Here is a 21,141-nt window from a genome sequence, read left to right on the forward strand (position 1 = left end):
TGCTCCTGCGCCCGAGGCGGCCGGGACGCCTTCCGACCCGAACGGTCCCGGAAGCGCCTCCGGCCGGCGCGGGCCGATCCACCCCGGAAGGGGGTCGAAGGGCCATGCGCACTCTGTCCGTCGCCGTCAGCCGCCGCCACGACACCGTCGTCCTGCACCCGCGCGGTGACGTCGACCACGACAGCGCGCCGGTCCTGACCGGTGTCCTGGAGGAGCTGGAACAGCCGTGGCGGGGTCTGGCCGTGGACCTGACCGGCGTGCCCTTCATGGACTCCGCCGGTCTGCACGCCCTGCTCTCCCTCGAACGCGGCTGCCGGGAGCGCGGCGTCCCCCTGACCCTGACCGGCGTCGGCGAGCAGCCCGGCAGACTGCTGGAGCTGGTGGGACTGGCGGAGTTCTTCACGGTCGCCCGCTGACCTCCCGGCCCCTCCGCCGGGCCGGCCGTCCCGTCGCGCCCCCCGCGCACCGGCCCGCCCGGCGGTGGGTGCGGGCGCGACGTGGGGGCACCGGCGTATGGTGTGCTCACCAGCGGGCACACGCATCACAGACACCGCTGTGTTGACTGGGGGACCGGCGATGGAACTGCTGAGCGAGGGTCTGGGGGCTCCCCACTTGCGCGCCGACTTCGACGGCCGTCCGGGGACCATCGCCCGGGCACGCGACGCCGCCGACGCCTTCCTGACCGCGCTGGCGGGCACCGCGCCGCCCGCCCGGGACCGCTCGCACAGCGATGTGCTGCTGGTGGTCTCCGAGCTGGTCACCAACGCCGTACGCCACGCACCCGGCCCCCTCACCCTGTGCCTGTCGTTCACCGCGGACCGGGTGCAGATCACCGTCCGCGACGGCGACCCCACCCCGCCGCGCCCCCGTCAGGCCGACCTGAACAGCGGCGCGGGCGGTTTCGGATGGGCCATCGTCGAGCGCATCGCCGACCGGCTCAGCGTCCACCCGCTGCAGGACGGCAAGGAGATCCACGCCTTCCTGCCCTGGTAGTCCGGTCCGGGCCGCCGGGCCCTGGTCGGATCCCGTCACGGACCCCACCTCCCCCTCTCCCGGACGCGGCGCGGACTCGACTCCTTCCGCGCCTGCCTCGACGCGGACCCGTCGGCCCCGCTCGGGCACTGCGGCGACCGGACGGACCGGACGCTGCGCGGTCCGGCCGAGCACCTGGGCACGGGCGACCTGTGGGCGGCGGCCGTCACCGAGGGCCGCGGCGACACGGAAATTTCGCCGATTTTCGCGATTATTCGCCCCTCGGCGCGGAGTACGCGCGCATCATGGAGACATGGCGTGGAACGGAGGTCCAGCCATGTTGGAAGTCAAGACCATCGAGAAGCCGGACGAGCGGCGCGACTTCCCCCGTGGCCACCTCGAAGCCCTCCACCTCACCGGGCTGGACTTCGCCGTGGCCACGTTCGAGCCCGGCTGGCGCTGGTCCGAGTCGGTCGGGCCGATCGCCGGGACGGAGAGCTGCCGGATCCACCACAACGGCTGTGTGGTCCGGGGGCGGATGCGGCTCCGCATGGACGACGGCCAGGAGGCCGAGGTCGGGCCGGGCGACGTCTTCGTCTGCCCGCCGGGGCACGACGCCTGGGTCGTCGGCGACGAGGCCGTCGTGGTGTACGACTTCGCCGGCGCCATGGCGGAGGAGTACGCCAGGTCCGCGCGGACGCCCCGGGGAGGAGGAACCCCATGACGTTCGTACAGCTCATCGAGTACGAGACGACGCACGACAAGGAGATGATGGATCTCTGGGACCAGTGGATGCGGATGACCGAGGGCAAGCGGACCCTCTCCCGTGAGCTGCACGGCAAGGACCGCGACAACCCCGCGCACTACGTGGACATCGTCGAGTTCCCCTCCTACGAGCAGGCGATGAGGAACAGCGAGCTGCCGGAGACGCAGCGCATCTCCGAGCAGATCAGGGGGCTGTGCAGCAAGGAGCCCCGCTTCGTCAACCTGGAGGTCGTCGAGGAGGTGCCGTAGCGAGCCGCGGAAACGCGCGGACGGGGCCCCTCCACGGATCCGTGGAGGGGCCCCGTCCGCGGCACGTCACCGGCGCGCCGCGGGTCTCGTTCCGCCCGGCGGGCGCGGATCAGGAGGCGCTGGGCCCGGCGACGGCGGCCGAGACCTTGGTGAGGACCTCGACGAGCTGCCCGGCGACCTCGGCGTCGTCGGCCGGGTGGGTCTCGGCGAAGCGCCCGACCGAGTTGGGGATGGACAGCTTCACGTCCTCCAGCGGGGTGGCGCCCGCGATGCCCACGGCCTTGCGGGCCTCGTCCTGCGCCCACACACCGCCGTACTGCCCGAAGGCGGTGCCGACGACGGCCACCGGCCTGCCCGACAGGGCGCCGGCGCCGTAGGGGCGGGAGAGCCAGTCGATCGCGTTCTTCAGCACGGCCGGGATGGTGCCGTTGTACTCGGGCGAGAACAGCAGGAAGGCGTCGGCTCCGCCGGCCACCTCGCGCAGCCGCTCGGCCTCGGCGGGCACGGAGCCCTCGACGTCGATGTCCTCGTTGTAGAAGGGAAGGTCGCCGAGGCCTTCGTAGAGGACGATCTCGACACCGTCGGGGGCGTGCTTCACGGCGGCCTCGGCGAGCTGGCGGTTGTGGGAGCCGGCGCGGAGGCTGCCGACGAGACCGAGGATGCGGACGGACATGACGTCTCCAGTGGGGATCGGGGGGCAACAGGTCGGAAAGGTAAACGGACCGTGGTCCGCATACTTTCTAGCACGACAACCGGACCGCGGTCCATTTTCTTCCCGGAGAGGTAACCTGATGACCGTGACCTCAACCGCGCCGCCCGACGACCGACAGGAACAGGCCGGGCAGACGCTGCTGCCCCTGGCCGGGCAGACGCCTCCCATGCGTGCGGACGCGGCCCGCAACCGGATCCGCCTGCTGGAGGCCGCCGCCCGCCTGGTGGCCGAGCGCGGCCCGGAGCACCTGACCATGGAGGCCGTCGCGACCGCCGCCTCGGTCGGCAAGGGGACCGTCTTCCGGCGCTTCGGCGACCGCAACGGCCTGCTCATGGCCCTGCTCGACCACTCCGAGCGCCTCCACCAGGAGTCCTTCCTCACCGGCCCCCCGCCGCTGGGTCCCGGAGCGCCCGCCGTACGGCGGCTGGAGGCGTTCGGCACCGCCACGCTCAGGCACCTGGCCGCCCACCGCGCCGTGCTGCTGGCCGCCGAGCCGGAGGCGTGCAAGCGCTTCGAGGCCCCGCCCCGCCGCCTGTACCTCACCCACGTCACCGCGCTGCTGCGCGAGGCGGGCTCCGGCGGCGACGCCGAACTGCTCGCCCACACCCTCGCGGGCTATCTGGACGTGGCGCTCCTGCACCACCTCACCCGGCAGCGCGGCATGCCGCTGGACCGCCTGGAGGCGGGCTGGCTCGACCTGGTCGCCCGCGTCACCCGCGGCTGACCCGGTTCCGGGCGCGGGGTCAGTGGCCGCGGGTGATCCACTCCTGGAGGTGGGGGGCCTCGGCGCCGATGGTGGTGGAGGGACCGTGACCGGTGCGGACCACCGTCTCGGGGGGCAGGGTCAGCAGACGGGTGCGGATGGAGTCGATGATCGTGGGGAAATCGGAGAAGGACCGCCCCGTCGCGCCGGGCCCGCCCGCGAAGAGGGTGTCCCCGGTGAAGACCGTGCCCAGCGCCGGCGCGTACAGGCAGACCGCGCCCGGCGCGTGACCGGGGGTGTGCAGCACCGTCAGCTCGGTGCCGGCCACGGTCAGCACCTGCCCGTCGGCCAGCTCCCCCTCCGGCGCCCGGTCCGGATGCGTGCGCTCCCACAGCGGCCGGTCCTCGGGGTGGAGCAGCACCGGCGCGCCGGTGGCCTCGGCCAGCGCCGGAGCGGCGCCGACGTGGTCGTCGTGGGCGTGGGTGCAGACGATGGCGGTCAGCCGCCTCCCGGCCAGGGCCCGTGCGATGGCGTCGGCGTCGTGGGCGGCGTCGACGACGATCGCCTCGTCCTTGTCGCCGACGATCCAGACGTTGTTGTCCACCTCCCAGACACCGCCGTCCAGGGAGAAGGTGCCGGAGGTGGTCAGATGGTCGATCCGCGCGGTCACCAGACCACCACCGAGCGCAGCACCTCGCCCGCGCCCATGCGGGCGAAGGCCTCCTCCACGTCCTCCAGCGCGATGGTCTCGGACACGAACGCCCCCAGGTCCAGCCGGCCCTGGAGGTGGAGGTCGATCAGCGCGGGGAAGTCCCGGGAGGGCAGGCAGTCGCCGTACCAGGAGGACTTCAGCGCGCCGCCGCGGCCGAAGACGTCCAGCAGCGGCAGTTCCAGCGTCATCTCGGGGGTGGGCACCCCCACCAGCACCACCGTGCCCGCCAGGTCCCGGGCGTAGAAGGCCTGCCGGTAGGTCTCGGGCACCCCGACCGCGTCGATGACCACGTCCGCCCCGAATCCGCCGGTCAGCTCCCGGATCGCCTCGACGGGGTCGGCGGAGCGCGAGTCGACGGTGTGGGTGGCGCCCAGCTTCCGCGCGGTGGCGAGCTTGCGCTCGTCGATGTCGACGGCGATGACCTTGGAGGCCCCGGCCAGGTTGGCGCCCATCACCGCCGCCCCGCCCACCCCGCCGCAGCCGATGACGGCCACACTGTCACCGCGGCCCACGTTCCCGGTGTTCAGGGCCGCCCCGAGCCCGGCCATCACCCCGCAGCCCAGCAGTCCGGCCACGGCCGGAGAGGCGGCCGGATCGACCTTGGTGCACTGCCCGGCGTGGACCAGGGTCTTGTCGGCGAAGGCCCCGATGCCCAGCGCCGCGGACAGCTCGGTGCCGTCCTCCAGCGTCATCGGCCGGGCGGCGTTGTGGGTGGCGAAGCAGTACCAGGGGCGCCCGCGCCGGCAGGCGCGGCACTGCCCGCACACCGCGCGCCAGTTCAGCACCACGAAGTCCCCGGGCGCCACCTCGCTCACCCCCTCCCCCACCGCCTCCACCACACCCGCGGCCTCGTGCCCCAGCAGGAACGGGAAGTCGTCGGTGATGCCGCCCTGGCGGTAGTGGAGGTCGGTGTGGCACACCCCGCAGGCCCGCACCTCCACCACCGCCTCCCCCGGCCCCGGATCGGGCACCACCACCGTCTCCACCCCGACCGGCTCGCCCTTCGAACGGGCCACGACTGCGCGTACCTGCTGAGGCATGACTGCCTTCCCTTCGTTTCACCCCGCCGGACCGGACCGGAGGAGGACCAGCGGCGGTGGGCCTGACAGCACCGCTACCCAGAACCCCCTCCGCCGACCCGCCGTACCACCCGCAGCAGGTACTCCTCGCGGTCGAGCGGGTCGTGGTCCGTGCGCGGACGGGCCGGGGGCTGGCCGGTGACCGGCCGGTAGGGGTCGAAGGCGGTCTCCGGCACCCCCTCGCCGCTGGTCAGCGCCGGCAGCCGCTGCCCCGGCGCGCGCACCCGGGCCGCCGGGATGTCGCCCTCCGGCAGGTGGGGCGAGCCCCGGGCCCCGTCGTCCGCGGCACCGCGCCCAGGTGCGTCGGCACGGGCAGCACCGCCGCGAACGCCTCCGCCGGAACCTCCGGGCGGAATCCGGGCGGAAGCGGTGCACCGGTTCGTGCACCCTGGTGCCGGCCCGCCTCAGCGCCCCGGTCGGGACCAGCGGGGTCAGGTCGCGGAAGTCCCCGGCCGTGCTCGGGATGCTCTTGTCGAAGACGGCGTGGGAGTGGCTCTGCCGTGGGCAGTGGCCGGAGTGCGTCACGGTGAGGGCGCAGTCGGGGATCCGCCACCCGTACAGCCCCTGACGGAGGGTCGCGCGCACGGTCTCCCCAACTGCCCCGAAGAAGGCGGACGGCATCGAGCCGGGCTCGACCTCCAGCCGGACCCCGTCGTACCGCAGGCCGATCAGGGGGTCCCGTTCGGCGAGCCGAGGAACACCGGGGGCGCCGGCGCCCCCGGTCCGCTCCGCGAGCCCGGCGCGGAGCCGGCCGTACGGGGGTGGCGGCCCGTCCCCGGCGTACGCGGCCGGGGAGGCGTCGTCGTGCTCGGCGAGCAGTTCGGTCAGCCGTGCGGTGAAGGCGGCGTCGGACGGGCCGTGGGGGACGAAGGCGCAGTCGCGGGTGCCCTGGCCGCGCACCGTTCCCATCGGGACGGTCGCGGGTGCCGGCTTCCCGGCGATGTCGCGCAGCACGCGCCCGCACCGGGCGCCGGTCCGGTCGGCCTTGTCGGTCGGCCTTGTCGACGGGGAGCGGGGTGGGGCGCGCAGCCGCCGCAGCGTCCGCATCAACACACGGGTCCGCGCCTGCACGCCCTCGACGGCGGAGACCACCGGCACGGCGCCGTCGAGCACGCCGAGCGCCCGTTCCACCTCGGCGATGAGGTCCGGGTGGCCGGGGGCGTCGATCAGGTTGACCGTGCGGCGGAAAGCCGGGACGGGGCCGGGCGCCGGGGACGGCAGGCCGCCGTGCCACCGGCACGACGCGGACGCGGGGCGGCGGCAGGGCGGCAGCGGGAGGAGCGTGTACCGCCCGGCCCCGGTCCTGTAGCGTTGCCGTTCCGCAGCGGCGCGCGGCCGAGGAGGTGGGATCCATCGACGCCAGGTCAGGCTGGGTGCTCTCGCCCCGCGGCCCCGCGAAGGCGCCGGTTCTCCGGCGCGGGTGACCGCGAGAGCGCCCTTCGGCATCCCGGAAGGCCCTCATGCCACTTCCCTCTCCCCTCCCGTCTCCGCCCCCGTCTCCGTCCCTGTCCGCCGTCGCCGCCCGGCTCCGGGCCTCCGGCTGCGTCTTCGCCGAGGACGAGGCGCGGCTCCTGCTGTCCGCCGCCCGTACGCCGGGCGAGCTCGCCGCCATGGTGGAGCGCCGGGCGGGCGGCCTGCCGCTCGAACACGTCCTGGGCTGGGCCGAGTTCTGCGGTCTGCGCATCGCCGTGGACCCCGGGGTCTTCGTGCCCCGCCGCCGTACCGAGTTCCTCGCCCGGCGGGCCGCGGCGCTCGCCCGGCGGGCCCGCGGGCGGTCCCGCGCCGTCGTCGTCGACCTGTGCTGCGGCTCGGGCGCGGTGGGCGCCGCGGTGGCCGCGGCCGTGGAGGGGGTGGAGCTGTACGCCGCCGACGTCGACCCCGCCGCGGTGCGGTGCGCCCGCCGCAACCTCGCCTCCGCCGGAGGCCGGGTGTACGAGGGCGATCTGTACGGGCCGCTGCCCGCCGCGCTGCGCGGCCGCGTCGACGTCCTGGTCGCCAACGCGCCCTACGTGCCCACCGGCGAGATCGGGCTGCTGCCGCCGGAGGCCCGGGTCCACGAGCCGCCGGCGGCGCTCGACGGCGGCTCGGACGGGCTCGCCGTCCAGCGGCGGGTGATCGGGGAGGCGCCGCGGTGGCTGGCGCCGGGCGGCCGGCTGCTGGTGGAGACCGGCGAGCGGCAGGCGCCGGGGACGGCGGAGGCCGTCGCACGGGCCGGGCTGGTACCGGAGGTGGCCGTCTGCGAGGAGCTGTACGCCACCGTCGTCGTCGGCGCCCGGGGCGGGCGGGGGTGACGGCGGAGGGCCGGGACGCCCCGTCGCGGGGTGTCCCGGCCCTCCGGTCGGGAGGCGTGCGGTCGGTGGTGTGTCAGGTCACTTGACCGCGCAGGCCTTCCCGTTCAGGGAGACGGCGGCCGGGTTGGCCGCCTGGCCGCTGGAGGTGCCGTTGAAGCCGAAGTTCACCGAACCGCCCGCCGGGATGGTGGTGTTCCACGGCGCCGGCTTGGCGACGACGTTCCGGCCGGTCTGGGTGACCTGGGCGCTCCACGCCTGGGTGATCTTCTGGTCGTCGGCGAAGGACCAGGTCAGCTCCCACGGGCTGACCGTCTGGGCACCGGTGTTCCGCACCGTCACATTGGTGCTGAAGCCGCTGTTCCACCGGTTCGAGGAGTAGGTGACCTCGCAGGTGGGGGTGCCGGGCTCCTCGCCGCCCGGACCCTCGTCGCCGCCCTGGCCGAGGTCGTCGACGTAGGAGGCGACCCAGGCCAGCGGGGCGTTCCAGTTGATGGTGATCTCGTTGGTGGCCCAGGACTCGATGTGGTCGATGTAGCACATCGCCGGGGCGCAGCCCTTGAGCTTGTCCTGGGCGACCGGGTCCTGGATGTCGACGTTCGGGCCGCCCGCGACGGAGCCGGGGGCCGGGTTGGGCAGGTCGGGGTCGAGCTGGTTGGCCCAGAACCGGTGGTGCTGGTTGCGGGAGTCGCGCTCGCCGTAGCCGGTGACGTAGGACTGGTTGAGCGGGTTGCGGCCGAGCAGGTAGTCCAGGCCGCGCAGCACCGCGTCGCGGTACTTCGCCTCGCCGGTCAGGTCGTGGGCGGTGCCGAGGACGACCATGTTGTTGAGCACCTGGCTGTTGGAGCCCCACACGTAGTGGTTGTCCTGCGGGGCGTAGGGCACGCCGTACGCGGCGGCGCGCGAGTCGGCGGCGTAGCCGTCGGCGGCCTCGGTGACCATGGCGCGCACCGCCTGGAGCTGGCTCGCGGTGAGCTGGTTGGGCACGGTGGCCAGGCTCAGCGCGCCCAGGCCCGCGGTGGCGCCCCAGGACATGCCGCCGCGCGGGAAGACGGCGTCGGCGTCGCCGTGCAGCGGGGAGCCCAGGACGGCCTGACGGTAGGTGTCCTTGCCGGTGGTGACGAACAGTTCGGCGGCGGCCCAGTAGAACTCGTCGCGGACGTCGTCGTCGCTGTAGGCGCCGCCGCCGGTGCCGTCGTTGGGGTCGGCGAGCACGTCCGGGTGCGCCTTGGCGGCGGCCCAGGCGGTCTCGGCGGCGTCCAGGCACCTCTCGGCGAAGTCCGCGTCGTACTCCTCGAAGAGGCGGGCGCACTGGGCGGCGGAGGCGGCCACGTTGAGGGTGGCGGCGGTGGACGGCGGGTGCAGCTCGCGCGGCTGCGGGTCCTGGTGCGGCAGCAGCGGCAGGCCCGTCCACGCCTTGTCGTGGATCTTGTGGTGCGCCATGCCGGCCAGCGGCTCGCCCTCGGGGACCATCATGCTCATCATGAAGTCCATCTGCCAGCGGGCCTCGTCCAGGATGTCCGGGACGCCGTTGCCGCGCTCGGGGACCCGCAGCTTGCCGTCGCCGAGCTTCTCGCCGCCGGTGTCCTCGGTGGTGAGGGTGCGCTCGTAGGTGGCCATCACCTGGGCGACGGAGATGCCGCCGTTGACGACGTACTTGCCGTGGTCGCCGGCGTCGTACCAGCCGCCGGAGACGTCGAGGGTGTAGTCGCACACCCCCGGCTGGCACGGGACCTCCGTGTCGCCCTGGTTGGGCGCGACGCCCACGTGGCCGGCGGGGCGGGCGTACTCCTCGCCCACGAGGTCGGCGTCGATCTCGATGCCGCTGCGGTTGTGGTAGAAGTACGCGAGCGCGTCCGAGCGCAGCGAGGCGTACAGGTCGTCGCCGATGCCGAAGGGCTCGCTGGTCTGGCCGTCGACGGTGACCGTGTAGCCCTCGCCCGCCTCGGTGAACCCGCTGAAGTCGAAGGTGTGGACGTTCTGGCGCGAGGTCGGGTCGACGCCCTTGGGGGTGGTGGTGCCGGTGGCCTTCACCGCGCCGTCGGCGTTCTTGAGCGTCCAGGTCAGGGCCGAGGTGCTGTCGGTGACGAAGGTGCCGCTCTTGGGGCCCTGGGCGAGGTAGCCGACCTGGTTGACCCGCACGGGCGAGCCGGTGTCGGGCTCGTACACGGGCGGCTCGGCGCCGCCGGTGAGCGAGACGTCGTCCACGCAGAAGGTGTACGCCTGGTCGCCGCCGCCGATCTGGAAGGCGAGCTGGGCGGCCTCGTGGTCGGCCTTGGCGGTGAAGACGTGGGTGAAGGTCTTCGCCTCCGTGTCGATCCGGTCGGCCGAGGCGTGCTCCGTGGTCCAGGGCTCGGTGGCCATCTGCACGTTGGTGCGGACGGTGATCGGCGCCGTGGCGCTGGCGGTGAAGCTCAGCTCGTAGCCCTCGCCCGCGGCGAGCGGGAGGTCGTTCTGCCCGACGATGGCGTCCCAGGGGTTCTCCGTGCCGGCGGGTACGTCGGCGCACAGGCGTCCGTCGACGATCTTCCCGGGGGTGTTCTCCGTCCACCACCAGCCGGTGGTGCCGCTGGAGAAGTCGCCGTTGGTGATCAGTTCGGGGCCGTCGGCGGCCCCGGCCGCGAAGGCGGGAGCGGTGAGGACGCCGGCCAGCAGTCCGGCGGCGGCCACGGCGCCCAGCACGCGGCGTCTGCCGCGGCGCGGGCGGCCCGGCGCCTGGGGCTGACGGGACGGATGAGGTGTCACAGTTCGGTCCTTCCGGCGTGGGAAAACGGACGGGGGCGACGCGACGGCATGACGAGGTGGCACCCCCCTACGGATGGGAGCGCTCCCATGCATCGTGGGGTGCATGACAGACAGCGTCAAGACGTCGGACACCACCAACGGGTTCCCGGTGCCGGACGGCCCGCGGGCCGGACTCCCCCAGCGACGCGGGGAGGTGACGGCTGGCCACGGCGGCGGACGGGTCCGCCGTACGGCGCCGGTGCCGTACGGCGGACCCGGGACCGGCGGCTCAGCCCAGGGGCACCGCGGCGCGGGAGCCGGCGGACCGCCGGCTGGGGGGCACCGGGGGGGAGCGGTGGGCGCCCAGCCGGCGTCTCACCCCGCGCACCAGCCGCTCCGCCGTGAAACCGGCCCCGTAGACGAACCGCATGGACGGGCCGAAGGACGGCGCCGTGAGCAGACCGGCGAAGAACAGGCCCGGCACCGAGGACTCGAACCGGCCGTCCACCTCCGGCGCCCGGCCGGACCCCGCCAGCCGCAGGCGGTTGCGCACGTACGGGTCCAGCAGGCCCAGCCGTCCGATGTCCGGGACGAAGCCGGTGGCGGCCACCACGTGGTCGGTCTCCAGGGTCGTGACCGACCCCGCCGCGCTCTCCAGGCTCAGCCGCACCCCGTGGCCCGCCGGGACGGCCGCCCGCAGCCGTTGCCCGAGCAGCACCGGGATCCTGCTCTCCACCCGTTCCCGCAGCCACCAGGCACCGGCCGGGCCCAGCGCCGTGGCCGCGATCCGCGTCCGCAGGGCGCCGGGCAGCCGCCGTACCGCCCAGGGGGTCTCGGACCACACCCAGCTGGGCCAGCCGGTGCCCAGCCCGCAGTGCGGGTCGCGCAGGGAGCGCAGCAGGGAGCGCTCCAGGGGCTGGGGCGGGGTGTTCCAGTTGACGCGGTCGGCGCGGGCCACCACCCGGGGGTGGGCGCCGCACTCGGCCAGCAGCGCGGCGGTCTCCAGGGCGGCCTGCCCGGCGCCGATCACCGTGACGTCCCGGCCGCGGAAGCGGGACAGGTCCTTGTGGTGGCTGCTGTGCGTGACGAGTTCGCGGGGCAGCGCCCGCAGCGGCTCCGGGCGGTGCACGAACGGCATCACGCCGACCGCCAGGGCGACGGTCCGCGTCAGAATCGTTTCGCCTCCCTCGGTCTCCACCAGGAAGCCGTCCGTCCGGAGGCGCACGGAGATGACCGTCTCCTCCTCGACCGCCGGCACGGCGGACCGCCCGAACCACAGCCCGTAGTCGGTGAAGACGTCGATCGGCAGCGGGGTGCCGTGCTCGGCGCGCAGCCCCCGCGAGGCGCAGTAGGCGGCCAGGGTGTGCTCGCCGGAGGGATCGGACAGGTTGGAGGACCAGGGCTCGGACTTGAGGAACATCCCCCCGGGCATGTGGTCGCGCCAGGAGGCCATCGGGCGGCCGAGGACGCGCAGTCCGATTCCGGCCGCCGCCGCGTGGGACGCGATCGACAGTCCGTAGGGGCCCGCGCCCACCACTACCAGGTCGTACATGGCTGGTTACCGCTCTCTCATCGTGGGTTTGTCGTGCGGTCGGGGTGTTCGGAGGGGCCTGGGGCGCCGCTCCCGCCGCCCGGCCGCGGCCCGGGGCCGGGCTCGGGCCCGGCCCCGGAGGCGGTGCGCGGCCGCGGGCGCAGCACGCGCCGCCCCGCGCGCCGCAGGACCTTCCGCCCGCCCTGCCCGAGCCAGGCGGCGCTCATGGCGAGGAAGGGCGCCGGGTCGTCGGCGGCGAACCAGGCGGTCTCCGTCTCCCGCGCTCCGCCCCCCTCCCGGGCCGTACGGCCGCGCCGGGCGGCGGTGAACGGCGAATCCGCGGAGGGCAGGGCCGCCAGCGAGGACAGCAGGGCGTAGTTCTCCGCGACGAAGACGCGGCCCGGTGCGGGGTCGGCCGGGGGGACGGCGCGGCCGGTGAGGTTCAGGTGCAGGGCCCGTACGACATCCAGCCCCGAGCGGTCGGTGAACAGCCGGAACTGCGCGCCGGGGCGCGGGTTGAAGTCCAGCAGCTGGTAGGCGCCGGTGGCGGTGTCGAGCCGGAAGTCCAGGTCGAGGATGCCCCGGTAGTCCAGGTGCTTGGCCAGCAGCCGTGCCGCCTCCTCGACTTCCGGGTTCGGCAGCCACCGGCCGACCGCCGTCAGCCCGGCGCGCACCGGCCAGGAGCGCTCCTTGCGCCCGGCGCCGCCGGCCAGGCGCGCCGCTCCGTCGGCGAAGCAGCCGTGGAAGAACCAGTCGGTCTCCGGGCCGCCGGGCACGCACCGCTGGAGCAGCAGCGGGCTGCCCGCCTCGCCGCTGCGCCGGTACAGGGCGCGCGCCTGGTCGGCCGTGGCGACCACGGTGGTGCTGCGCAGCCCGCTGCCCTGGGGCAGCAGCCAGGGACGGCTCCACTTGGCGATCAGGGGCAGGCCCAGCTCCCGGGCCGCGGCGGCCGCCTCGCCGGCACTGCGCGGCACCGCGGTCGGCGGGTGCGGGATGCCCAGCTCCCGGCACATCGAGGCGAGTTCCGCCTTGTCGGCCACCCGCTGCGGCAGTCCGGGGGGCTGGTCGGGCAGCAGGAAGCGTCCGGAGAGCCGGTCCGCGAGCCGGGCCGCGGCGATGGCGCCCATGTCGTCCATCGGGATCAGGACGGCGGGCCGCCCGATGCGGTCGGAGATCTGACGGAGCGTCCGCTCCAGCCGGTCGTCCGAGGCGCCGGCGGCGTCGACCGTCTCGCCCGTGCGGCAGGTTCCGTGGACGCCGTCCGCCGGGAGGTGGTGCCCCTGGTGCAGGTACCGGGAGCGGCCGATGGGGCAGTGCGGCGACTCGACGACGGCGTGGACCTCGACACCGGCGCGGCCCAGGGACCTGATGGCCCCCAGTGTGCCGTGGTGGAAGGGATTTCGGTCGAGCCTCAGCAGCAGTACGGGTACGTCGGTGTCGAATGATGACGGCATGGCGCGGAATCCTCGGTGTTCCTGTTGGTTTTCTCGGATGTCTTGCCGACGGTCTTACCGGGTATCGACTCCTTGGCGTCGTCGGCGCCCGCGAATTTCCCCTCACACTGGTCCGAGTGAGCGACGAAAACCGCGAACGGGTTATCAGAAAGCAGGCGGGCGGCTCATTTGAGAGATTCTCCGATTAGTGTCGTGAGGAAGATGCGCAGGGCCGGGGAGAACGAGCACACCGTTCTGGCGACGCAGCAAGGAGGCACGATGCCCCATCGACACCGGAGACCGGGGAGGACCGGCCGGCACCGCAAGCCCACGGCGCCCGCCCGGCGCCGCAGGCTGGTGTCCGCCTGCGTCGGGGCCGTCACCGCCGGGGCGCTCGTCGCGGGCGGCGCCGTCGCGACCGACGTGTTCGAGGGCGGCGGCGCGAAACCGCGCGGGCCGGGTGCGGCGGCGTCCTCCACCGTCGCCATGGGCGCCTTCCTCGGATCGGGCTCGGACGGGGTGCGGCGGATGGCGGGGCTGAGCACGTGGCTCGGCGGCGCCGACCTGCGGGTGGGACACACCTACCTGCCGGGCGACACCTGGGAGCGCATCGAGAGCGACCCGTACTTCCTGCGGCCCTGGGCCGAGTGGCGGCGGGCCGATCCCGACCGGCTGCTCGTCCTCAACGTGCCGATGCAGGAGCGCAACGAGGCCGGCCTGCCCGACCACGAGGTGCGCGAACTGCTCGCCCGGGGGGCCGGGGGCCGCTTCGACCACCACTTCCGCACCCTGGCCGGGCACCTGGTCTCCGCGGGGGTGCCCGACACGGTGATCGTGCTGGGCTGGGAGATGAACGGCACCACCTACACGCACCGCTGCGCCCCGGATCCGCAGGCGTGGAAGACGTACTGGAGGCGCATCGTCACCGCCATGCGATCGGTTTCCGGGCAGAAATTCCGCTTCGATTTCGCACCCAGTCGGGGAAGGGATGCGATCGGCTGGACCGAGTGTTATCCGGGTGACGACGTGGTCGACATCATCGGGATGGACTCCTACGACCAGCCGCCGGGCGAGACCTTCGACGACCAGGTGCGGCAACCCTACGGCCTGCAGCATCAGGTGGATTTCGCCGCCGCGCGCGGAAAACCCATTTCCTACCCCGAATGGGGACTGTTCCGCAGGGGCGACAACGCCGAGTACGTGCGCCGCATGCTGGAGTGGATCGCCGAGCAGAAGCCGCTCTACCACACCATCAGCGACTACTGCCCGCACGGTGTGTGGCGGTGCGAGGAGAACCCGAAGTCCTCCGCGGTGTTCCGGACGATGCTGACGCCCGGCGCGTCGCGGCCCGGACGGAACCGGCCGGAGTTCTGCCTGGACCTGGGCGACTGGCTGGGGTTCTGGTTCGGCGACCGGCGTCTGTGCGTCACCCTCTCCTGGGGGCGGAGGCCCTAGCCCGTACGCCGGGGCGCGGTCCGCGCTCACCGCGCCCCGGCCAGGCTCGCGCGCCAGTGGTACGGCGGGGGCGCCGACGCGGGGCGGGCCGCCGGCCGCCGCCGGCCGGTGACCGCCCCGGGCCGCCGGTGGGGCTCGTACGGCTCGGCGCCGCGCAGGGTGGTGGGGCGCCGCTGACGGCACGTCACCGCCGCGCCGGCCGCCCGACGGGTCACCGGGCGGACCGGCGGCCGAGCCGTCGGCGCTCCTCCGGCGCCTTGTCCGCGGCGGCACCGCCGCCGGTGGCCGCGGAGACGGACGCCGCCGCTGCCGCCGCTGCCTTGGCGGCGGCCGTGACGGCGGGCGCGGTGGCGGCGGGCGCGGTGGCGGGTGCGGTGGCGGCGGGCGCGGTGGCGGGTGCGGCCGGGCCGGGGACGGACTGCTCCGCGCGGTCGCCGCCGCTGCCGCCGCGGTCGCCGGGGTCGGAGGGGGCAGCGGGGGCCGGTACGCCGGGGAAGGCCGGGTCGCGGCGGCCCCGGGGCGCGGCCAGGAGCGCGAGACCGCCGACGAGCCCGCCCGCGCAGACGCCCACCGCGACGGAGAGCGGCAGGGAGGGCGAGGTCGGCTCGGTGGGGTCGAACGCCGGGGCGAACAGCGAGAGCTGCACCCCCGTGCTGCTCGCGGCCTGGTTGCCGGTCCGGGTCAGGGCGTTGGCCACCGCGTTGGAGACGGCGGCGGCGCGGTCGGGGCTGGAGGCCGTCCCGGTGATCTCCACCATGGGCGCGTCCGGGGAGGTGGCCGACCGCACGGCGGCCCGCAGTTCGTCCACGGGCATCCCCGCCGTCGCCCGCGCCTCGGTCAGGACGGCCCGGTCGGTGGCCACGCGGCCGTACGCCTGGGCGAAGCCGAGGGCCGTCGCCGCGTCCACCCCGGCGCCGGGTACCGCGACCACGTAGCTGGTCGCGGTGTACCGGGGCGTGGCGAGCAGGCCGTAGGCCGTTCCGCCGACCAGCCCCAGCAGGAGTCCCAGGGCCAGCGGCCACCAGGCGGGCAGGGCCGACAGGGCGGACAGGGCGGGCACCCGCCACGGCAGCGGGCGGATCGGCGGGCCGGGACGGCTCGGCGGTGCGGAGGGTTCGGTCGTGAGCGACTGGGTCAAGGCGGTACTACCTCTTCGTCGTCGGGGCGGTCGGGGTCGGGGCGGTCGGGGTCGGGGCGGTCGGGGTCGGGGCGGTCCGCGCCGAGGCGTTCGGCGCGGGCAGGACGGGGGCCGCGGCACGCGCGGGGGCGCGTACGGCGGTGCGCCCGGCAGCGCGTACGGCGGTGCGCACGGCCGGGCGTGCGGGGGCGCGGCCGTGGAGCTCCTCGTACAGGGCCATGAGCCGGTCGGCGCTGCGGGCCACGTCGTAGCGGCGTACGGCCTCGCACAGGGGCGCCCGGCGCCGGCCGGCCGGCACCGACGACGGCTCCCGCAGCGCCGCCACCAGGCTCGCGACCCCCGGCGCGACGCGGTGCGCCCCGGGGGCGTGGCCGGGCGGCAGCTCGTCGACGGCCGGGCAGGTCACGTGGAGCACGGGCAGTCCGGCCGCCAGCGCCTCCAGCACGGCCAGTCCGAAGGACTCCTCGGCCGACGGCGAGACGAAGACGTCCATCGCGCTGAGCAGCCCGGGGACGTCCGGGGCGGCGCCGCGCGCGCCGGGCTCGCCCGCCACCGCTCCCCCGCACTCCCCCAGCAGCCGTACGCGGTCGGTGATGCCGAGTCCGGCGGCCAGTTCGCGCAGCCGGGCGCGCTCCGGTCCGTCCCCGGCCAGGACCAGATGGGCCCCGGGGAGCTGGGCGACGGCCCGGAGCGCGATGTCGAAGCGCTTGCCGGGCACCAGCCGCCCGACTCCGCCGACCACCAGGGCGTGGGCGGGCAGGTCCAGGCGCGTGCGCACCGACGCGCGCACCACCGGGTCGAAGCGGAACCGCGCGGCGTCGATGCCGTTGGGGATGACGCGGATGCGGGAGCCGGGCACGCCCCAGCGGCGCAGCCGGGCGGCGACGGTGGTGGAGACCGCGACGGTCGCGGTGCCCATGCGCTCGGTGGCCAGGTACAGGGCGCGGGTGCCCTGGGTGAGCGGGCGGCCCTCGATCCGCCGCTCGCCCAGGGAGTGCTCGGTGGCCACCACGGTGCGCGTCCCGGCCAGCCGCGCGGCGATCCGCCCGTAGACGCAGGCCCGGTACAGATGGGTGTGGACGATGTCGTAGCGCCCGGCGCGGACCAGGTCCACCAGCCGGGGCAGGGCCGACAGGTCGCGGTTGCCGTTCATGCCCAGGTGGGTGACGGCGGTCCCGTCGGCCTCGATGCCGTCGGCGACCGCGCCGGGGTTGGTCAGGGTGACGACGTCGCAGCACAGCGGCAGGTGGCGCAGCAGCAGCCGCAGCTGCTGCTCGGCGCCGCCCGCGCCGAGGCCGGTGATGACGTGCAGCACTCTCATCGGCTCTCCCCCGTCCGCGCCGGGTTCCGCGCCCAGGCCCGTGCCGGGCTCACCGCCCGGCCCCGGCGAGGGGGGTTCCGGCGGCCGGCGCGGCGGGCCCGCTGGGCAGGGCGCGGCGGCGCAGGGGGTGCAGCAGCCGCTTGGCGTACAGCCGCAGCGCGGTGTCCTCCTCGCCGACGTGGACGCGGGGCAGGGCGTGGACGCCGGTCAGCGGGCCGGGGTCGATGGCGCAGGCGTACTCGTAGCCCGCCGCGCGCACCGCCCGCACCACGCGGTGGTCGACCGTGCCGTAGGGGTAGCAGAAGCCGCGTGCCGGACGGCCGGTGATCTCCTCCAGCGCCAGGCGGCTGCCCTCGGTCTCCCGGCGCAGGGTCTCGTCGTCGGTCCTGGTCAGATCGAGGTGGAGCAGCCCGTGGGAGCCGATCTCCATGCCGGCGCCGACCGCGGCGCGGATCCCGGCCTCGGTCAGCAGCGGCTTGCGGGGGCCCAGCGGGTCCCACTCGTTGCCGCCGCCGAGCCTGCCGGGCAGGACGAACACGGTCGCGGCGCAGCCGTGGCGGCGCAGCAGCGGCACGGCCTCCTCGATGAAGTCGGCGTACCCGTCGTCGAAGGTCAGGCCCACCAGGCGGTCGGCCCGTCCGGCCGCCCTCTCCCGCAGCAGCTCCCCCACCCCCACGCCGCGCAGGCCCCGCCGCCGCAGCCAGCGCAGCTGGCGGTCCAGGCGGCCCGGCGAGACGGTGACGTTGTAGGGGTCCTCGGTGTGCTCGGCCACCGAGTGGTACATCAGCACCCAGGGGCGCACCGGCCGGCGCCGGGGCAGCGAGGCGGTGGGAGCGGCGCGGGTGACGGGGGCCGCGGCGAAGACGGGGGCGGGCGTGTGGGTCGGATCAGCGGACATGGCGGCACCTTCGTGTGACGGCGGTGAGGAGCTGCGGTACTTCGGGCGCCCGTACGGCGAGCGCCGCGGCGGTGAACACGGCCGGGACGACCAGGCCCCCGGCCAGGGCGGTGGGGAACGGGGAGGGCAGGAAGGGCGCCGCGGCCCAGCCGGCCGCGGTGGCGGCCGCCGCGGCCAGGGAGAGCCGGCCCAGGCCCGCGGCCACCGCGCGCACCCGGATGGGCAGGATCCGGGTGCGCAGGCCGCACAGGAGCAGCAGCGCGGTGGTGGTGATCCCCGCGGCGTTGGCCGCGGCGATGCCGTGGACGCCCCAGCGGGGGGCGGTCAGGGCGCCGGCCGCGACGGTGATCAGCAGGCCGACGGCCATCGCCGCGGCCGGGTACCAGGTGGGCCGGGCGGTGGAGAAGAACGGCCGCACCAGCGCCCCGGCCAGGCAGTGGCCGAGCAGCCCGACGGCGTAGACGCGCATGACCGAGGCCGTGGCGGCGGTGTCCGCCGCGTCGAACGCGCCCCGCTGGAAGAGGAGCTGGACGATCTGGGGGGCGTAGGCGATCACGTACGCGGCGCCGAGCAGCACCACCGTCGCGGCCAGCACCAGGTCGCGTTCCACCCGCCGCCGGGCCCGCTCGGTCTGGCCGTCGGCCATGGCCCGGGCGACCAGGGGGAAGGTGACCGTGCACAGCAGCAGGGAGAACGTCATGGGCAGTTGGGCGATCTTCTGCGCGTAGTTCAGGTGCGAGATGGCGCCGGGCGGCAGCGAGGAGGCCAGGAAGCGCTCGACGAGCACCTGCGACTGGCGGGAGAGCGCGAAGACGGCGACCGGCGCGACCACCGCCCAGCCCACCAGCGCCGCCGTCCGCGGGGCGGCCCGGCGCACGGCGCGTCCCGCGCGGGAGGCGCGGGAGGCGCGGACGGGCAGGCGCCGCCAGAACGCCGGGAGCTGGACCAGGACCATCGCCACGCTGCCCGCGGCGACCCCGAACGCGGCGGCGCGCACCCCCCACCGGGCGTGCAGACCGAGCACCACGGCGATGATGGCGAGGTTGTACGCGCAGTAGATCGCCGCCGGGGGCACGAAGCTGCGGTGGGCGCGCAGGGCCGCGCTGAAGTACCCGGCGGTTCCGAAGGCCAGCACGGTGGCGGCGGTCAGCCGGGTGCAGTCCACCGCGAGGCCGGGGTCGGCCAGGCCGGGCGCGAGGGCGCGCACCAGCACGGGCGCCAGCAGCACCACGGCGCCGGCGGCGCACGCCAGCGCGAGGAGCAGCCGGGGAAGCGTCGCCGCCAGCAGGGCGCGTACGGGATCGGAGGCGGGGTCGGAGGCGGACGCAGGGTCGGACGCGGAGGCGCCCTCGCCGCGGGCCGCCGCGCGGCGCGACAGCGCCAGGCTGAAGGCCGGGACCAGCACCAGCGCCATCGCGTCCTCGATGAGGATCGTCGAGGCGAACTCGGGGATCGTCCAGGACACCAGGAACGCGTCCGTGTCACTGCCCGCGCCGAACAGGTGGGCGATGGTCTGGTCGCGCACCAGGCCGAAGAAGGAGCCCGCGGCGGTGAGGACGGCGGTCGCGGCCGCGGCCCGGGCGACGAACCGCCCGCCCGGCGCGGAGCCGGAGGCGCCCGAGGACGGGCGGGGCCGGGAGGGCGGCGGGGGCGCGGTGGGCGCGCCGGTCGGGGCGGTCACCGGGTGTCCGCCCCCTCCGCGTTCCGCACGCCGCCGGACGCCGCCGTGGACACCGCCGTGGACGCCGTGGATACCGCCGACACCGCCGTGGGCGCCAGCGCCCACCATGCGGCCAGGCCGAACGACACGGCGGTCAGCACGGTCGAGGGCCCCCCGATGTCGGCGTAGAGGAAGTCGACGCAGCCCATGACGAGCAGGCCCACCGCCGCCAGCCCGCAGTCGGTGCCGCGCCCCGCCGCCCGCGCCCGCAGCAGCCGCCGCACCCCCAGCACCAGCAGCGCCGCCCAGCCGCCGACGAGGGCGACGGCGCCGGCCAGGCCCTGCTCGGCCAGGAGGAGCAGGTACATGTTGTGCGGGGACAGCAGCGGCTGGCGGTGGAAGTCCCGCCCCGCCCCGGCGGTGTCGCTCGCCGAGGAGAGCGCGAGGGAGGCGTGGGCGTCGCGGTGCCCGGCGAAGCCCCTGGGCCCCACCCCGGTCGCCGGGTTCTCGCGCCAGATCCCGGCGGCGGCGGCCCACATGGCGTAGCGGTCGGTCACGGACTGGTCGGGGTCGTCGGCGACCTCGGTGATGCTGCCGGCGCGCTCGGCGACGAGGTCCCCGCCCACCCCGAACCCGCCGACCAGGACCACCGCGGCGGCCAGCAGGACCGCCAGGCCGCGCAGGGCGGTCCGCAGGCCCGCCAGGACCAGCAGCACGGCGCAGGCGGCGGCGGTGGAGATCCACGCCCCGCGGCTGAAGGACAGGGCCAGCGGCACCAGGAGCACGGCGGCGGTGCACAGCGCCGCCGGCCGCAGCCACCGGGGGGCGCGGGCGGGCGGAGCGAGCGCCGCCGCCAGGGCGACGACGACGCCGCAGGCCACGGCGGAGGACATCCCCATGACGTCCAGCGGGCCGAAGGTGCCCACGGCGCGGACGTCCTCGCCCCGGTAGGAGGCGCCGGTGCCGGTGAGGTACTGGTGGACGCCGATCGCGCCCTGTACCACCGCGACCGCCGCCAGCGAGGCGGAGACCAGCCGGGCGTGCCGGCGCGAGCGCAGCACGAGCACCAGGGCGGCCGGCACCAGGACGAAGACCTGGATCAGGCGGACGAAACCGGTGAGGCCGGCCGCGGGATCCTGGGCGGCGGCCGCCGCCGCCGCGAGCGCGGCGACCGGGGCCGCCAGGACGGCGACGGCCACCCGGTCCAGCGGGCGCGTACGGGCCCGTACCGCCAGGACGGCGCCGCACACGACCAGGATCCCCGACGCGGCGTCGGCGAGGGTGGCGCCCGCGCCGCTCCCGCCGGGAGGGTGGTGGGCGGGCACGCACACCAGCAGGACGGTGGCGAGCGCGGGCAGCACCGGCCAGTGGGCGGCCGCCCGTTCCCGGACGCGGGCCGCGGGAGGACGGATGACCGCACCCGCCGTGGGCGCACCGGGCCGCGTGGACGCCGCGTATGGCGCGCATGCCGTAGGTGCCGTGGACGCCGTGGACGCCGTGG

General features: G+C 75.7%; 18 protein-coding genes and 1 pseudogene. 7 read left to right on the forward strand and 12 right to left on the reverse strand.

What is annotated here, in order from left to right:
* Positions 1 to 104: 104 nt before the first annotated feature.
* From QC029_RS20880 to QC029_RS20895, 4 genes are all read left to right on the forward strand, one after another.
* On the forward strand, positions 105 to 416 hold the full coding sequence (locus QC029_RS20880) for an STAS domain-containing protein (RefSeq protein ID WP_279557246.1): 312 nt from the start codon (positions 105 to 107) through the stop codon (positions 414 to 416).
* A 160-nt stretch (positions 417 to 576) separates the two neighbouring features.
* Complete coding sequence (locus QC029_RS20885; RefSeq protein WP_279557247.1) at positions 577 to 993, forward strand: ATP-binding protein; 417 nt, start codon at positions 577 to 579, stop codon at positions 991 to 993.
* A 316-nt stretch (positions 994 to 1,309) separates the two neighbouring features.
* Positions 1,310 to 1,696, forward strand: coding sequence for a cupin domain-containing protein (locus QC029_RS20890; RefSeq protein ID WP_279557248.1), 387 nt, complete (start codon positions 1,310 to 1,312; stop codon positions 1,694 to 1,696).
* The gene (locus QC029_RS20895; RefSeq protein ID WP_279557249.1) at positions 1,693 to 1,986 is read left to right on the forward strand and encodes a hypothetical protein; all 294 of its coding nucleotides are present in this window, start codon (positions 1,693 to 1,695) and stop codon (positions 1,984 to 1,986) included. The genes QC029_RS20890 and QC029_RS20895 overlap by 4 nt, the downstream gene beginning before the upstream one ends.
* A gap of 109 nt (positions 1,987 to 2,095) precedes the next feature.
* Here QC029_RS20895 and QC029_RS20900 read toward each other — a convergent pair whose 3' ends face one another.
* Positions 2,096 to 2,659, reverse strand: a complete 564-nt coding sequence (locus QC029_RS20900; protein ID WP_279557250.1) for an NAD(P)H-dependent oxidoreductase — start codon at positions 2,657 to 2,659, stop codon at positions 2,096 to 2,098.
* Between the two features lie 205 nt (positions 2,660 to 2,864).
* On the opposite strand from QC029_RS20900, the gene QC029_RS20905 reads away from it, so the two are divergent.
* Positions 2,865 to 3,422, forward strand: a complete 558-nt coding sequence (locus tag QC029_RS20905; protein ID WP_279557274.1) for a TetR/AcrR family transcriptional regulator — start codon at positions 2,865 to 2,867, stop codon at positions 3,420 to 3,422.
* A gap of 19 nt (positions 3,423 to 3,441) precedes the next feature.
* On the opposite strand, the gene QC029_RS20910 is transcribed toward QC029_RS20905, so the two are convergent.
* The 3 genes and pseudogenes from QC029_RS20910 to QC029_RS20920 all read right to left on the reverse strand — a co-directional run.
* A complete protein-coding gene (locus QC029_RS20910) occupies positions 3,442 to 4,071 on the reverse strand; it encodes an MBL fold metallo-hydrolase (protein ID WP_279557251.1) in 630 nt (209 codons plus the stop codon).
* Positions 4,068 to 5,153 carry an S-(hydroxymethyl)mycothiol dehydrogenase gene (locus tag QC029_RS20915; protein WP_279557252.1) on the reverse strand — a complete coding sequence of 362 codons (1,086 nt, stop codon included), beginning with the start codon at positions 5,151 to 5,153 and terminating at the stop codon, positions 4,068 to 4,070. Before QC029_RS20915 ends, QC029_RS20910 begins: the two co-directional genes overlap by 4 nt.
* Before the next feature lie 74 nt (positions 5,154 to 5,227).
* Positions 5,228 to 6,371: pseudogene (locus tag QC029_RS20920) on the reverse strand (GTP-binding protein); the annotation flags it as partial.
* Positions 6,372 to 6,652: 281 nt separating this feature from the next.
* Here QC029_RS20920 and QC029_RS20925 point away from each other — a divergent pair.
* Entirely contained in the window at positions 6,653 to 7,483 is an 831-nt protein-coding gene (locus QC029_RS20925) for a putative protein N(5)-glutamine methyltransferase (RefSeq protein WP_279557253.1), read from the forward strand.
* 78 nt (positions 7,484 to 7,561) lie between these two features.
* On the opposite strand, the gene QC029_RS20930 is transcribed toward QC029_RS20925, so the two are convergent.
* From QC029_RS20930 to QC029_RS20940, 3 genes are all read right to left on the reverse strand, one after another.
* Positions 7,562 to 10,162 carry a glycoside hydrolase family 9 protein gene (locus QC029_RS20930; RefSeq protein ID WP_279557275.1) on the reverse strand — a complete coding sequence of 867 codons (2,601 nt, stop codon included), beginning with the start codon at positions 10,160 to 10,162 and terminating at the stop codon, positions 7,562 to 7,564.
* 331 nt (positions 10,163 to 10,493) lie between these two features.
* Positions 10,494 to 11,756, reverse strand: a complete 1,263-nt coding sequence (locus QC029_RS20935; RefSeq protein WP_279557254.1) for an NAD(P)-binding domain-containing protein — start codon at positions 11,754 to 11,756, stop codon at positions 10,494 to 10,496.
* A gap of 17 nt (positions 11,757 to 11,773) precedes the next feature.
* The gene (locus QC029_RS20940; protein ID WP_279557255.1) at positions 11,774 to 13,189 is read right to left on the reverse strand and encodes an ATP-grasp domain-containing protein; all 1,416 of its coding nucleotides are present in this window, start codon (positions 13,187 to 13,189) and stop codon (positions 11,774 to 11,776) included.
* Between the two features lie 258 nt (positions 13,190 to 13,447).
* On the opposite strand from QC029_RS20940, the gene QC029_RS20945 reads away from it, so the two are divergent.
* Positions 13,448 to 14,623 (forward strand): glycoside hydrolase family 26 protein, encoded by a 1,176-nt coding sequence (locus tag QC029_RS20945; protein ID WP_279557256.1) that lies wholly within the window; start codon positions 13,448 to 13,450, stop codon positions 14,621 to 14,623.
* 211 nt (positions 14,624 to 14,834) lie between these two features.
* Here the strand turns inward: QC029_RS20945 and QC029_RS20950 are convergent, their stop codons facing one another.
* The 5 genes from QC029_RS20950 to QC029_RS20970 all read right to left on the reverse strand — a co-directional run bounded on the left by QC029_RS20950 (position 14,835) and on the right by QC029_RS20970 (position 21,052).
* Positions 14,835 to 15,761, reverse strand: coding sequence for a hypothetical protein (locus QC029_RS20950; protein ID WP_279557257.1), 927 nt, complete (start codon positions 15,759 to 15,761; stop codon positions 14,835 to 14,837).
* Positions 15,762 to 15,768: 7 nt separating this feature from the next.
* Positions 15,769 to 17,082 carry a glycosyltransferase gene (locus QC029_RS20955; protein ID WP_279557258.1) on the reverse strand — a complete coding sequence of 438 codons (1,314 nt, stop codon included), beginning with the start codon at positions 17,080 to 17,082 and terminating at the stop codon, positions 15,769 to 15,771.
* A 49-nt stretch (positions 17,083 to 17,131) separates the two neighbouring features.
* A complete protein-coding gene (locus QC029_RS20960; RefSeq protein ID WP_336621606.1) occupies positions 17,132 to 17,866 on the reverse strand; it encodes a polysaccharide deacetylase family protein in 735 nt (244 codons plus the stop codon).
* Positions 17,867 to 17,969: 103 nt separating this feature from the next.
* A complete protein-coding gene (murJ, locus tag QC029_RS20965; protein ID WP_279557260.1) occupies positions 17,970 to 19,661 on the reverse strand; it encodes a lipid II flippase MurJ in 1,692 nt (563 codons plus the stop codon).
* Entirely contained in the window at positions 19,658 to 21,052 is a 1,395-nt protein-coding gene (locus QC029_RS20970; RefSeq protein ID WP_279557276.1) for an O-antigen ligase, read from the reverse strand. The genes murJ and QC029_RS20970 overlap by 4 nt, the downstream gene beginning before the upstream one ends.
* Positions 21,053 to 21,141 lie beyond the last annotated feature (89 nt).

Source organism: Streptomyces sp. DH37 (assembly GCF_029813835.1).
In the GTDB taxonomy this organism is placed as follows: Bacteria; Actinomycetota; Actinomycetes; order Streptomycetales; family Streptomycetaceae; genus Streptomyces.